Source organism: Ornithinibacillus bavariensis (assembly GCF_050433565.1).
Taxonomy (GTDB): domain Bacteria; phylum Bacillota; class Bacilli; order Bacillales; family Amphibacillaceae; genus Ornithinibacillus; species Ornithinibacillus bavariensis.
Map to the genome: position 1 here is coordinate 742,375 of NZ_JBNPWZ010000001.1, position 14,330 is coordinate 756,704.

The 14,330-nt window shown below is 38.3% G+C and carries 10 protein-coding genes; 8 read left to right on the plus strand and 2 right to left on the minus strand.

Features of this window, described 5'->3' with window-relative positions; all coding sequences use genetic code 11:
- Window positions 1–122: 122 nt before the first annotated feature.
- The 5 genes from sufC to sufB are packed head-to-tail and all read left to right on the plus strand — an operon-like array spanning window position 123 to window position 5,309.
- On the plus strand, window positions 123–908 hold the full coding sequence (gene sufC, locus HNR27_RS03505) for a Fe-S cluster assembly ATPase SufC (RefSeq protein ID WP_212922109.1): 786 nt from the start codon (window positions 123–125) through the stop codon (window positions 906–908).
- A gap of 18 nt (window positions 909–926) precedes the next feature.
- A complete protein-coding gene (sufD, locus tag HNR27_RS03510; protein WP_212922108.1) occupies window positions 927–2,234 on the plus strand; it encodes a Fe-S cluster assembly protein SufD in 1,308 nt (435 codons plus the stop codon).
- The gene (locus HNR27_RS03515; protein WP_429338774.1) at window positions 2,234–3,454 is read left to right on the plus strand and encodes a cysteine desulfurase; all 1,221 of its coding nucleotides are present in this window, start codon (window positions 2,234–2,236) and stop codon (window positions 3,452–3,454) included. Before sufD ends, HNR27_RS03515 begins: the two co-directional genes overlap by 1 nt.
- Window positions 3,444–3,875, plus strand: a complete 432-nt coding sequence (gene sufU, locus HNR27_RS03520; RefSeq protein ID WP_429338775.1) for a Fe-S cluster assembly sulfur transfer protein SufU — start codon at window positions 3,444–3,446, stop codon at window positions 3,873–3,875. Before HNR27_RS03515 ends, sufU begins: the two co-directional genes overlap by 11 nt.
- Window positions 3,876–3,911: 36 nt before the next feature.
- Window positions 3,912–5,309, plus strand: a complete 1,398-nt coding sequence (gene sufB, locus HNR27_RS03525; protein ID WP_212922105.1) for a Fe-S cluster assembly protein SufB — start codon at window positions 3,912–3,914, stop codon at window positions 5,307–5,309.
- Between the two features lie 297 nt (window positions 5,310–5,606).
- On the opposite strand, the gene HNR27_RS03530 is transcribed toward sufB, so the two are convergent.
- Both HNR27_RS03530 and HNR27_RS03535 read right to left on the minus strand, forming a co-directional pair.
- Window positions 5,607–6,314 carry a hypothetical protein gene (locus HNR27_RS03530; protein WP_429338776.1) on the minus strand — a complete coding sequence of 236 codons (708 nt, stop codon included), beginning with the start codon at window positions 6,312–6,314 and terminating at the stop codon, window positions 5,607–5,609.
- Between the two features lie 154 nt (window positions 6,315–6,468).
- On the minus strand, window positions 6,469–7,335 hold the full coding sequence (locus HNR27_RS03535) for an ABC transporter ATP-binding protein (RefSeq protein WP_429338777.1): 867 nt from the start codon (window positions 7,333–7,335) through the stop codon (window positions 6,469–6,471).
- A gap of 479 nt (window positions 7,336–7,814) precedes the next feature.
- Between HNR27_RS03535 and HNR27_RS03540 the strand changes: the two genes are divergently transcribed.
- The 3 genes from HNR27_RS03540 to HNR27_RS03550 all read left to right on the plus strand — a co-directional run bounded on the left by HNR27_RS03540 (window position 7,815) and on the right by HNR27_RS03550 (window position 14,321).
- Window positions 7,815–8,030 carry a hypothetical protein gene (locus tag HNR27_RS03540; RefSeq protein ID WP_429338778.1) on the plus strand — a complete coding sequence of 72 codons (216 nt, stop codon included), beginning with the start codon at window positions 7,815–7,817 and terminating at the stop codon, window positions 8,028–8,030.
- A 339-nt stretch (window positions 8,031–8,369) separates the two neighbouring features.
- Entirely contained in the window at window positions 8,370–9,767 is a 1,398-nt protein-coding gene (locus tag HNR27_RS03545; protein ID WP_429338779.1) for an L-type lectin-domain containing protein, read from the plus strand.
- A 177-nt stretch (window positions 9,768–9,944) separates the two neighbouring features.
- The gene (locus HNR27_RS03550) at window positions 9,945–14,321 is read left to right on the plus strand and encodes an isopeptide-forming domain-containing fimbrial protein (protein WP_429338780.1); all 4,377 of its coding nucleotides are present in this window, start codon (window positions 9,945–9,947) and stop codon (window positions 14,319–14,321) included.
- Window positions 14,322–14,330: the final 9 nt, after the last annotated feature.

Sequence of the window (14,330 nt, forward strand, 5' to 3'; positions counted from 1 at the left end):
TTCCACGACCTAAAACAGTTGATTATAAATTCGAAATGCTATAAGATTGTAATGAGAATAAATTGAGAATGGATATCATTAAGTTACATATCCAAAAACATACAATATATGGAGGTATCAATATGGCAGGATCTACATTAGAAATTAAAAATCTTCATGTTTCAATTGAAGGTAAAGAGATATTAAAGGGTGTTGACTTAACCGTAAAGGGTGGGGAATTCCATGCGATTATGGGACCAAACGGAACTGGTAAATCAACATTAGCTTCTGCAATTATGGGGCATCCAAAGTATGAAGTTACTGAAGGAAGCATTCTCTTAGACGGAGAAGATGTACTTGAAATGGAAGTAGATGAACGTGCTCGTGCAGGTCTATTTCTAGCAATGCAATATCCAAGTGAAATTAGTGGTGTTACTACATCTGATTTCCTACGTTCAGCTATCAACGCTCGTCGTGAGGAAGGCGATGAAATTCCATTAATGAAGTTTATCAAAGGATTAGATAGTGATTTAGACTTTTTAGAAATCGATAAAAGCATGGCTACAAGATATCTAAATGAAGGCTTCTCCGGTGGAGAGAAGAAGCGTAACGAAATTCTTCAATTAATGCAGTTAAAGCCTGAAATTGCAATTCTTGATGAAATTGACTCTGGGCTTGATATTGATGCACTGAAAGTAGTTTCAAAAGGTATTAATAAAATGCGCAGTGAGGACTTCGGTTGCTTAATCATTACACACTATCAACGTCTATTAAATTATATTACTCCAGACTTTGTTCACGTAATGATGCAAGGTCGTGTTGTTAAATCTGGTGGTCCTGAGTTAGCTCAACGTCTTGAGGCAGAGGGATATGACTGGATTAAAGAGGAATTAGGTATTGAAGACGAAACAGTAGAGCAAAACGCTTAAGAAGTTAGGAGGGGTAATATGACTGTGGACACAAAGCTACCTTATGATAGAAGTTATATCGAGCAGTTTTCCAGTGAGCGTAATGAACCAGTATGGATGAAAGAGTTACGTCTTAACGCACTGGAAAAAGCAGAACTACTAGAATTGCCTAAACCAGATAAAACGAAAATAGGCAAATGGAATTTCACACGTTTTAAGCATGTTGCTACAGGTGGAAAAATTGCATCATTGAAGGAATTACCTTCTGAAATTCATGATTTCTTTGATGAAGAAAATCTTCCAGAAAACATTGTTATTCAGCGTAATCATACCGTAGCATTTCAACAATTAAACAAAGACTTAGCTGATAAAGGTGTTATTTTCACTGATATATTCACAGCATTACGTGATCACGAGGAATTAGTGAAGCGCTACTTTATGAAAGATGCGGTTTCTGTAGATGAGCATAAATTAACTGCACTTCACGCTGCTTTAATGAATGGTGGAGTATTCGTTTATGTTCCTAAAAACGTAAAAATTGAAGAACCACTTCAATCTATATTTTGGCAAGAGGACGCAGAAGTAGCTCTTATCAATCACGTATTAGTTGTTGCAGAAGAAAATAGTGAATTAACTTATGTGGAAAACTATATATCTAATAATCAAGATGAAGCAACTGTAGCAAATATCGTAACAGAAGTAATTGCACAGGATAATGCTAGAATTTCATTTGGTGCGGTAGATAACTTTGCAGCTGGTACAACAACTTATGTTAACCGTCGCGGCGTGGGGTATCGCAATGCAACAATTGATTGGGCTTTAGGGCAAATGAATGATGGCAATACGGTCTCTGAGAATGTAACACACCTAATTGGTGATGGAGCTGTTTCCAATGCGAATGCTGTTACAGTTGGACGTGGACAACAAACACAAAACTTCACAGCTAAAATTGTTCAATTCGGAAAAAACACCGATGGACAAATTTTACAACGTGGGGTTATGAAAGATAGTGCATCATCTATATTTAATGCTATCGGAAAAATTGAACATGGTGCGTCCGGTGCAAATAGTGAACAAACATCACGAGTTCTAATGTTAAGTGAAAAGTCTCGTGGGGATGCAAATCCTATTTTGTTAATTGAAGAAGACGATGTTACTGCGGGACACGCAGCTTCTGTTGGTCGTGTTGATCCAATGCAATTGTACTATTTAATGAGTCGCGGTATCACGAAGGAAGAAGCGGAACGATTAGTAATTCACGGATTCCTAGATCCTGTAGTAAGACAATTACCTATTGCTGCTGTTAAAAAACAGTTAAAGCAAGTCATTGAAAGGAAAGTAAATTAATGGATGTTAGAGCCATTAGGCAGATGTTTCCGATTCTGGATCAGGAAGTAAACGGACATCCATTAGTTTATCTAGACTCCTCAGCAACTTCACAGAAACCGATATCGGTTATTGAAGCTGTTGAAAATTATTATCGTTTTGATAATGCTAACGTTCATCGTGGTGTTCATACACTTGGTTCTCGTGCAACGGATCAATATGAAGGTGCACGCGAGAAAGTTCGCAGGTTCATTAATGCAGGTAGTACAGCAGAAGTAATTTTTACTCGTGGTACAACCACTTCTATTAATACAGTTGCTTATAGTTATGCACGGGCAAATCTAAAGCCGGAAGATGAGATTTTGATCACACCAATGGAGCATCATAGTAATATTATTCCATGGCAGCAAGCAGCTAAGGCAACAGGAGCTACTTTAAAATATATACCATTACAAGATGATGGTACAGTTGCACTAGAGGATGTTAAAAGCCTTGTTACAGACCAGACTAAAATTGTCGCGATTGCACATGTTTCCAATGTATTGGGAACAATAAATCCGATTAAGGAGATTGCACAAATAGCCCATGCAAAAGGTGCGGTTTTATTAATCGATGGGGCACAAGGTGCTCCACATATGAAGGTTGATGTGCAAGATCTTGACTGTGATTTTTATGCTTTTTCTGGTCATAAAATGTGTGCACCGACGGGTATTGGTGTCCTGTATGGAAAACGAGAGCTTCTCGAGGAAATGGAGCCAGTTGAATTTGGTGGGGAGATGATAGATTTCGTTTCACTCCAAGATTCAACCTGGAAGGAGCTCCCATGGAAGTTTGAAGGTGGTACACCAATCATTGCTGGTGCAATTGGTCTTGCCGCTGCAATTGATTTCTTAGAGGATGTTGGAATGGAAAACATCCTAGATCATGAGCAAAAGTTAGCTGATTACGTCATGGATCGCTTGAGCACCGTTGAGGATATTAAAATTTATGGTCCTGAACATCGTGCAGCACTCGTGACCTTTAATCTTGGGGATGTCCATCCACATGATGTAGCAACTGCACTTGATTCATTTGGTATTGCTGTTCGCGCAGGTCATCATTGCGCTCAACCATTAATGAAGTGGTTAAATGTGACAGCAACTGCAAGGGCAAGTTTTTATTTGTATAATACAGAAGATGATGTAGAAAAATTAGTGGATGGACTCTTAAAGACGAAGGAGTTTTTCGGTCATGTCTTTTAACAACTTGGAAACACTCTACAGACAAGTTATTATGGATCATTATAAAAACCCTCGAAATCGCGGTGTGATTGAAGGTGACGCGTTAACAGTGGATATGAATAATCCGACATGTGGGGACCGTATTCAACTTCAATTACAAGTAGAAGAAGGTAAAGTGAAAGACGCTAAATTTCAAGGTGAAGGCTGCTCCATCAGCATGTCTTCTGCATCGATGATGACCCAAGCAATCAAAGGGAAAACCGTAACCGAGGCATTGGAAATGTCAAAGCATTTTTCCGAGATGATGTTAGGGGAAGAATTGGATTCGGATTTAGACCTTGGTGATGCACAAGCATTAAGTGGGGTTTCACAATTTCCAGCACGAATTAAATGCGCAACCCTTGCCTGGAAAGCAATGGAAAAAGGCATTAATCATAAGTAGTGTGTGAGTATCAATCTTGACAGGAGGGCAAATATTATGGCAAAAAAAGCGCCAGAAATAGAAGAATATAAATATGGCTTCCGTGATAAGGACGTATCTATTTTCCGTACAGAACGTGGTTTAACACGGAGAGTCGTAGAAGAAATATCCAAAATGAAGGAAGAGCCTCAGTGGATGTTAGACTATCGTCTTAAAGCATTGGAACATTTCTATGAGCGACCAATGCCACAGTGGGGTGGAGATTTATCTGGCCTTGATTTTGATGAAATTGTTTACTATGTGAAGCCTTCTGAAAAGCAAGGTAGAACATGGGATGAGGTTCCTGCAGAAATTAAACAAACCTTCGATAAACTTGGTATCCCTGAAGCGGAACAAAAATACTTAGCAGGTGTTTCTGCTCAGTATGAATCAGAGGTTGTATATCACAGTTTAAAAGAGGATTTAGAGAATTTAGGAATTATTTTCAAGGATACAGACTCAGCTCTAAAGGAACATGAAGAACTATTTAAAGAGTACTTTGGAACAGTTATTCCATACTCCGATAATAAATTCTCTGCACTAAACTCTGCTGTTTGGTCAGGTGGTTCATTTATTTATGTTCCAAAAGGTGTGAAAACAAATACACCACTTCAAGCTTATTTCCGTATTAACTCTGAGAATATGGGACAGTTTGAAAGAACGTTAATTATTGTCGATGAGGGTGCATCTGTACACTATGTTGAAGGCTGTACAGCTCCAGTTTATACAACAAACTCACTTCATAGTGCGGTTGTAGAAATTATTGTAAAGAAAGATGGCTATTGCCGTTACACTACGATCCAAAACTGGGCAAACAACGTATATAACTTAGTTACAAAGCGTGCAGTATGTGATGCGAATGCTACAATGGAATGGATTGATGGAAACATCGGTTCCAAATTAACTATGAAATATCCTGCTATCATTTTAAAAGGTGAAGGTGCTCGTGGTAATACAATTTCTATTGCTATTGCTGGTAAGGGTCAGGTACAGGATGCTGGTGCAAAAATGCATCACCTTGCACCAAATACTTCTTCGACGATTGTTTCGAAGTCATTCTCTAAACAGGGTGGTAACGTAACATATCGTGGATTAGTACACTTCGGTCGTAAAGCAGACGGTGCACGTGCTAACATCGAATGTGATACATTAATTTTAGATAATGAATCCATGTCCGATACGATTCCTTATAATGAAATATTGAATGATAATATCTCATTAGAGCATGAGGCGAAGGTATCTAAAGTTTCTGAAGAACAGTTATTCTACTTAATGAGTAGAGGTTTAACAGAAGAAGAAGCTACTGAAATGATTGTAATGGGCTTCATTGAGCCATTTACCAAAGAGCTTCCAATGGAATATGCAGTTGAAATGAACCGTTTGATTAAATTCGAAATGGAAGGTTCTATCGGTTAATACCTTTGAAACGTTGATGCAACAACGTTTTAGGTGGATACAGAAAGTTAAATGAATTGATCGTGCGGATTTGTATCTATCTTTGAGTGTAGGAGGCGAACTTGCTTAGTTCGCCTCCTTCTATTTTTTTCAGTAATTTCTAAATAGGTGTTTGAAGTTGTTTTATTGGATTTATGTCACAATCTATCAGATACAAATTTAATAGTTGCACCTGATTCTAAAAGAGGTACAGCTGTGTATTTCGGAATCCATGGAATTGGCGAATAGCTGAAACGGACAACAGAACAAACACTAAATCTATCTTTCTATCTTTTTTAATAGTGTAAAGAACAGAAATAGTAAAATGGAACAATACACGATAATCCAAATAAAAGGCAACAGGAAATTGAAATCGACTGTTGTTTGATTCCAACTTTCCAGAGACTTTATGGTATGGATCGAAGGAGGTAATATCCACAGAATAGGTCTAACTAGAACTGGCAGCATTTCAGCAAGAGAATCAAAGGGAATCGATAACAATAATACAAACCATAAACCACCAATTGCATTGATCGTGGATTTCATGAAATCTTTAGTAAAAAAGCTACCTACACAAATTCCAAGACTAGCTAATAAAAGGTGATTCATAAATGTAAAAAAGCCTACTTGCAGAGTGACAGACTCACCAAACATGCCAAAAATGATAGGATAAAGGAATGCAAATAATACTAGAACAAAAGAAATTAACCATACACTCAAGAGTTTGGAAAGGTAATATACAGGTACACTCCCGGTATGGATAAGTGTAACGTCCTTTTGAACAGATGATTCGGTCGAAAAGACACTTACACACAATAATGCTGAGATGAAGAACAAATATAATGCAGTAATGGAATAGCTATCAACTATTGGATTTGGTTTGTAAGAATAAGAAATAAAAATCATCATGATAAAAATTGCAAGAAGTGGGAAATATCGATTAGAACGAAAATAGTTATGCAAAATATACTTAACAAGATTTCTCACTGAAAAGTTCCTCCTAGTTTTTTCCTACTCATTAGAATGTGATAGAATTGGTTGTCACCAAAGTGGTCCTGGTCACAATCATGATGATGTGCCGAATAAAGGTTCAGAATAGCTGTTTCATTACTTGAATATCGTGATGCTATGTATACTTCCTTTAATTGTTAACATAGTTTTCCATGATGAGCTGATTTAAAGGATCATGTACCCCAACTGAATGAATTTTTCCACCTTTATTAAGAATTTCTAATAGGATATTGTCGCTTTTTTCTTGAAGAGCATGTGCTTGTAGAGTTTCTCCATTTTTGGATACACGTAATATTCCATTAAAAGTATGGATTATCTGTTCAGCGATACCAGAAGTTTCTATAACCATATGAGGCTTGTCCATGTCCTTTACATGATAATCCCCTTTAATTTGACCTTCACCGAGGATAACGATACGCTCCGCAATTTTTAATAGTATATCAGATTCATGGTATGTAAGAATTATCGTTATCCCTTCATCTTTAAATTCTGTCATGATATGGACTAATTCGCTTTGCGTATGTATATCGAGACCTGAAAGGGGCTCATCTAGTATCAACAAATCGGGTTTTCTAAGGATTGATTGGATAATTCCTATTTTTTGAACCATTCCCTTTGAGAAGGTATCTATTCTTTTATCCTTTGCATGACTCAGTGCCAATCGATCTAATAAAATTGGAATCCTTTTTTCTAGCTCCATAACGGGTATACCTTGGATTCTACCCATATAGTTTAAGTATTCTAAAGGAGTAAAGCGTAATAGATTAGGAAATCTCTCAGGTACGTAACCGATATGTAGTGGTTTACAATGTTTAATAACACGTCCCGAACTAGGTAATAACAGCCCTGTGATAATCTTAAGCAAAGTACTTTTCCCTGCCCCATTAGTACCCATGAACACCATACTTTGGTGTTTCAATATATCTAGGGAGATATCCTGAATAACTGTTTTTCCGCTATATGTTTTATTGATATTTTCTAGAGAAATTAACTTCATATAATTTCGACTCCTATACGAAAGAGTTATTATTGTATTGTATATTTACCATCGCTGTCAGAAAATTCCTATTTAATTTTACCATGAGGAATAGTGATCATAAAGTAGAAAGCCATATGTTTTAATCATGGCGATTTAATTAAGCTTGTTTGTTTCATTTTTTCAGTGCAATTGGACCGAATCTATTTGATATGTGGTTTGTTATTTGCTCCTTCTTCCAGAAGAAATTCTTTCTTAATCAATATATATAATTTTAATTCACACTGGATTTATAATCGTACTCTTTAATTGTGAAGAAGTTCAGCTCTATAAAAAGTTGATTCCGACATAATCTACTATTTTTTATTTATTTCGGCCTTATTAGTAAAACCCGTAAATCATCTGAATAAAAATGTTGCGAAATAAACATTCATGACTTGAAAACGAACTAATGTTCCTATATAATAAATGCAAACAAATGTTCTGTGAGGTGGCTAAATATGATAGGCTTGTTTCAACGTTCCATCGAAAACAGAGAGAAAATTATTATCTTTTATATCGATAATAAGAACCAGGTAACACAAAGGTATATCCAGGTTATCAACATGAATACACAATCTCTTACCGCTTTTTGTTATTGGCGCAAGAAGGTAAGAACTTTTAAACTTGAGAATATCTTATCGGCGGGACCAATCAGAAAAAAAGTAGGTGCATAATTTGAATGTAATTAATCGTGGAAGTATACTTCGATAATATTGTTTTCAGCAGTCCTTTGAATCTAATCCACACTACTTTTCCTCCCTATCTTATTCATAATTTGGCGACTACTTTTTGCTAATAATCACCTATTTTCCTCCCATTCGCTAAGTTTTTTTCAATCCACTAAATATCGTAATTATGAGTTTATTTCATTAATTTGGGTATTTACTACTATATAAAATGTTACATTTTGTCGATATATTGTATAGAAATGAATTGTATAATATGATTAATCCCCTAGGAATTAACACCAATGTCCAATTTTGGTAGATTGTAGAAATGAGAGGAGGAAAAGTGTGAGAATAAAAAGAAAAGTGAGGAATAGAATTCATCTTTTTTCTATGTACTTATTAGTATTACTAGTGATTTTTAGTAGTGTTTTTCCATCTATAACCACCTTAGCTGAAGCACAGGGAGGATCTGTAGAGAATGTGAACGTGGCTGCTACTGATACTAAGTGGTTAACGTATAAGTTTGATGAATTTTCCAATGATAATTTTAATCAATTATTTACAGCAAACGGTGCAGCTGAAGTTCCTCAAGGGGCGAATTATATACGGCTAACACCAACGTTAACAGAGCAAAGTGGAGCGGTTTTTAATAATAATAAGCTTTGTCCTATTAACAATTACTCATTTAGTACAGCCTTTTCATTTATGATGAGTAATCCAAGTACAGAAGGACCTAATGATGGATTAACATTTACGCTTCAGACAGGCACAACTAGTCAACCTGCAACTGGCGGTAGCTTGGGTTATTACGGTCTTTCACCTAGTTTTACGATTAAATATGATACCTTTCAGAATGTAGGCTATGGTGATCCTTCTTCAAATTACATCGGACTAGCACAAAATGGGGGACTAAGCAATCAGGATGGTTGGTATACAGACTTAAATCAGTATAATGCTGATAATGGCACCAACTATGTATTATCTAATGGAACGATGTACTATACCTGGATTGACTATGATAGTACAGCTCAAAATGTTCAGGTTCATCTAGGTACTAGTCCAGACAGAGCTAATGCCAACAAAGTATTGGATGTAAATGGCATAGATCTTAACGCAATTTTCGGTGGTCAGCCATTCTATGCTGGTTTTACTGGTTCTACAGGATATCCTAATTATGAGAATCATGATATTCATAGCTGGTACTTTGTAAATGACTATGCGCCTATAGAAACACTTAATCCGCAAAATGACTATAAGCAGGCAGCAACGAGTGTGGAGTTAGCAACAGAGCCTACTAGTGATCCAGGCGTATATAATATTACGTTAACCTTGACAGACCCATTAGGTAACCCGGTTTCTGGTGCGGTTCCGGATTCTTTTACAACTACTAGTGGAGAGCTAACTGGGCTAAATGGAGAACCTTTAGCGGATTTAGTTTCAGATGCAGAAGGAAAGATCCATGCAGTATTAGTTAATGCGGATCATTCTGCAGATGTTACGGTTTCAGCAAATATCAATTGTATTGAGGTTTCTGAAACGATTCCGGCTTCTGAACAGCCACCAGATATTGAGGAACCACCAGTTGGAACCTGTCCAGTTCCAGTGTCGTTGTTTAATGGAAGTTTTGAACAAGGACCAGAAAGAGGTTCCTATCATCCTTCTGGAATCTATTTTTATGAATCTGAGGTTCCAGGGTGGTTAACAACAGATGATGCTCAGGGAGTAAAACTAATAGAAATTTGAAATAATAAATTAGGTCTCCCTAGTGGTGTAACTAGTTTTCCACCACCTGCTGATGGTGACAGATGGGCAGAATTAAACGCATATGAAAATGGTATGTTATATCAAGATGTAAAGACCACCCCTGGTCAAACAATCTATTGGCGGTTGTCGCATATGGGACGTTCAGGGGTTGATACTATGCAGGTTCGTATCGGGCCAGCGACAAATGATCCGTATGATACAACGCCGCAAACGCAGATGTCTACCGGAAATACTGCATGGGAAACATATTCAGGATCTTATACTGTTCCTGCAGGACAAACTACTACAAGATTTGGTTTTGAGGCTTTAAATACTGCCTCAGGTATCATTGGTAATGGTAACTTCTTAGACGACATCTTTCTAGGTACAGAGCCTTGTGTCGTTGCAGAGAAATCCGTTTCCCCAGAGGGAGAAGTCTATGCTGGACAAGTGTTAACCTATGAAGTAACGATAAAGAACCAAGGTGGAGATATTGCGGCAAATGCCATCTTTGAAGACGCAATTCCTGCAGGTACGGAATATGTACCAGGTTCATTGAAAATTATTGCTGGTCCTGGGGCTAGCGACCTAACTGATGAAGAAGACAATGATGCAGGTCAATTCAATGGTGAGAAAGTCATCATTGATTTAGGAGATTTACCTAATACAACGAATCTACCGGACGGAATTACCGTTCAGTTTAAAGTAAGGGCAATAGATACGGATACCGAAAGAGTGGTTTCCAACAAGGCATTGGTCAACTATGACAATTTACTAACCAATGAACCTGAATCAACCGAAACAAATGAAACAACGACTACTGTCGTACCTAGAGAAGAAATTGATGCTTGTGCGGTACCAGTTGCATTGATTAATGGTGATTTTGATGAGCCAGCGGGACCAGGTACCTATGATAACTCGGTAGCAGGAGGCGGTTATTACTATGCTGATACTGTTCCAGGGTGGAAAACGACTGATTTAAACCGTACACCAAGAGGGATTATTCAAATAATGGACCCTGCTCGACCGAGCACGATACCTTCAAATACTCCGAATCGGGAAAATCTTACGAGTAGATTCGCAGAATTGAATGCTGATACAAATAGTATGTTATATCAAGAATTACCAACCGTACCAGGGCAGACGATTTATTGGCGCTTAGATCACAGGGGTTATAGTGGTGTTGATACAATGAGTGTTAATATAGGAGCAGTTACGGCTGATCCATTCAATACCACGCCAGAAATAGAGAGAATTTCAACTGGGACTACATGGAAAACGTATTCAGGAAGTTATACAGTTCCAGCAGGCCAAACAGTTACTCGTTTTGGATTTAAAGCAATTAGTACATCTACCGGAGCTTTGGCTTTCGGTAACTACCTTGATAATATTTTTCTAGGTACAGAACCATGTGCCACAGCTGAGAAAACTGTTTCTCCAGGTGGAGATGTATTTGCTGGTGATGAATTAACGTATGAAGTTACCGTTAAGAATAACGGTGGAGATATTGCGGCAAATACCATCCTTGAAGACGCCATTCCTACAGGTACCGAATATATTCCAGGTTCCTTGAAAATTATTGATGGCCCTGGTACAGGAGATTTGACTGATGCAGAGGACAATGATGCTGGTCATTTTGACGGTACGAAAGTAGTCGTGAAGGTAGGCGACCTGCCAAATAGTAACGACTTACCAAATGGCGTAACTGTACAATTTAAAGTAAAAGCGTTACTAGATGAGAGCATCAGTGAAATCACGAATAAGGCACAAATTAACTATGACAATCTATTAACCAATGAAAGTAAAACAACAGAATCCAATGAGACAACGACAGGGCTTACGTATAAGAAACCTGTATTAGAATCAAAAAAATCATCGGAACTATCTGAGAAATTGGATGGGAATGAAGATACAGAACATCCAGAAGTAGGCGACACCCTAACCTATACCATCGAAACACGCAACACGATTGAGGATAGCTTGATTAAGAATCTTACCATCAGTGATACGATTCCAGCAGGCTTGGAATATGTTCCAGGAACATTAGTAGTTGATGGACAAGCTGTTACCGATGCAGAAGGTGATGACAAAGGTCATGTTGTGAATGGAAGCATTCTCGCACAGTTGGGTGATGTTGCGGATACCAATTGGCATTCCGTAACTTTTGAAGTGATAGTAGGTGCAGGACAAGCTGGAAAGGATATTATCAATATTGCAACGGCTACTGGAGATAATGTCGAAATTCCAGATAAACCAGAACATGAATTAATTGTCTATCCTCGAGTTCCTGTACTTCAATCTGAAAAAACTTCAAGTATCGCAGAAAAAGGCGAGGGTAACACGCTTACGGATACCTACCAAGTAGGGGATACCATTCTTTACACGATTCGCGCACATAATACGGTGAAAGAAAGTGTTGTTGAAAACTTTGTGATTTCCGATGTACTACCAGAAGGGCTTACCTTCGTAGAAGGAAGCTTAGAAGCTAGTCATGATGGAACCGTAAATTATGAAAATGGAACGGTTACCGCTAATTTTGGTAATGTGGCAGATAACGAATGGCGTACGGTAACATTCCAAGTAACAATCGATTCTGGTCAATCAAATACGACCATTAAAAATACGGCAACCGCAGATGGGGATAATATCGTAGTTCCGGATGAACCAGAAAACGAAATTACGGTTGAACCAAGAGATCCGAAACTCGAGTCGAAAAAATCTTCAGAAATCGATACAAAGGCAGCAGGTAATACAGATGCACTGCACCCAGAAGTCGGCGATATCCTAACGTATACGATTCAAACGCGTAATACGATTGAAGATAGTCTCGTTACTAATCTAACGATACGCGATGTACTACCAGAAGGATTGGAATATGTGGCAGGAACGCTAACCGTAGATGGAGTAGCTGTCACAGATGCAGAGGGTGATGATGCTGGGCATAGTGTAGACGGAGAGATCTTCGGAGCATTTGGTGATATCACGGATACAGCGATGCATACCGTAACCTTCCAAGTGGTTATTGGAGCAGGACAAGCAAGTAAAGATATTGAAAACATCGCAACCGTAGATGGAGACAATATCGAAGTGCCGGATGAGCCAAGTGAAGAAGTTTTAGTTTATCCACGATTTCCAGACCTTGAATCTGAGAAGACCTCTAGCATCGCAGAAAAGGGAGAAGGAAACACCGTTACGGAGAAATACCAAGTCGGTGATACGATTGAATACACGATCCAATCCCGTAATATGGTAAGAGAAAGTGTTGTCAAAAACTTTGTCATTTCTGACGTATTACCAGAAGGGGTTACCTTCGTAGATGGAAGCCTAGAAGCTAGTCATGGTGGAACTGTAAGCTATGCGAACGGAACGATTACTGCTAATTTTGGTGATGTAGAGGATACCGAATGGCGTACGGTAACTTTCCAAGCGACCATTGATTCAGTCCAAGTCGGAAATACACTACGAAATGTAGCGACAGTTACTGGAGACAATACGGATGAGCCGGATCAACCAGAAAATGAAATTATCGTCGATCCGAGAGATCCTAAATTGCAATCGAGAAAAACTGCTACATTGACAGAAAAAGCAGAAGGAAACACCGATTCAGCACATGCCGAGGTTGGAGACATTCTAACGTACACAATCGAAACAAGAAACACGAAGGTTGATAGTCTGATCGAAAATCTAGTAATCTCGGATACGATTCCAGAAGGAGTAGCATATGTTCCAGGTACACTCATCATTGATGGCGTAGCTGTTACCGATGCAGCGGGCGATGATGCTGGCCACAGTGTCAACGGCGAGATAGTAGCTAACTATGGTGATGTGAGCGATACGTATTGGCATAAAGTCACCTTCCAAGTAACGGTAACGGAAGGGCAAGCAGGGAATGATATTGTCAACATCGCAACTGTAACTGGAGATAATATTACCGTTCCAGATAAGCCGGAGAATGAATTAAACATTTACCCACGTAATCCGGTACTAGAATCAGTGAAGACAGCAGTGAATGCCGAAGAAGGCAAGGAAAACTACGAAGTAGGAGACACAATTCTGTATACGATTCAAGCAAGAAATACGGTAAAAGATAGTGTGGTCGAAGACCTTGTCATTTCGGATGCATTGCCTGAAGGGCTTTCCTTTGTGGAAGGAAGTATTGAAGTAAGTCATGAAGGAACCTACTCTTACGAAGACGGTACGATAACTGCAAGCTTTGGTGATGTGACAGATACAGCATGGAGAACAGTAACCTTCGAAGCACAAATTAATTCGGATCAATTTGGCAAAAGAATTGAAAATATTGCAGCAGTCAATGGAAGCAATATCGAAACACCAGATAAACCGAAGAAAGAAATAACGGTGGATAAGGAAGTTACGGTTACTCCAGAGCAACCTGAAGGTCCGAAAGACCAAGATAATAACACCGGCAAAGAACCAGATGATGGAAAGAAACTACCAGTCACAGCAACCAATAACTATAATTTCCTTTTAATCGGTGCATTACTCTTACTTGCAGGAATGACGATTCTATTTGTAAGAAGAAGAAAAGCATAGTTGATAATA

Coding starts and splice junctions, on each gene's coding strand:
- sufC (WP_212922109.1), top strand. CDS start 123: ATGGCAGGATCTACATTAGAAATTAAAAATCTTCATGTTTCAATTGAA.
- sufD (WP_212922108.1), top strand. CDS start 927: ATGACTGTGGACACAAAGCTACCTTATGATAGAAGTTATATCGAGCAG.
- HNR27_RS03515 (WP_429338774.1), top strand. CDS start 2,234: ATGGATGTTAGAGCCATTAGGCAGATGTTTCCGATTCTGGATCAGGAA.
- sufU (WP_429338775.1), top strand. CDS start 3,444: ATGTCTTTTAACAACTTGGAAACACTCTACAGACAAGTTATTATGGAT.
- sufB (WP_212922105.1), top strand. CDS start 3,912: ATGGCAAAAAAAGCGCCAGAAATAGAAGAATATAAATATGGCTTCCGT.
- HNR27_RS03535 (WP_429338777.1), bottom strand. CDS start 7,335: ATGAAGTTAATTTCTCTAGAAAATATCAATAAAACATATAGCGGAAAA.
- HNR27_RS03540 (WP_429338778.1), top strand. CDS start 7,815: ATGATAGGCTTGTTTCAACGTTCCATCGAAAACAGAGAGAAAATTATT.
- HNR27_RS03550 (WP_429338780.1), top strand. CDS start 9,945: ATGCAGGTTCGTATCGGGCCAGCGACAAATGATCCGTATGATACAACG.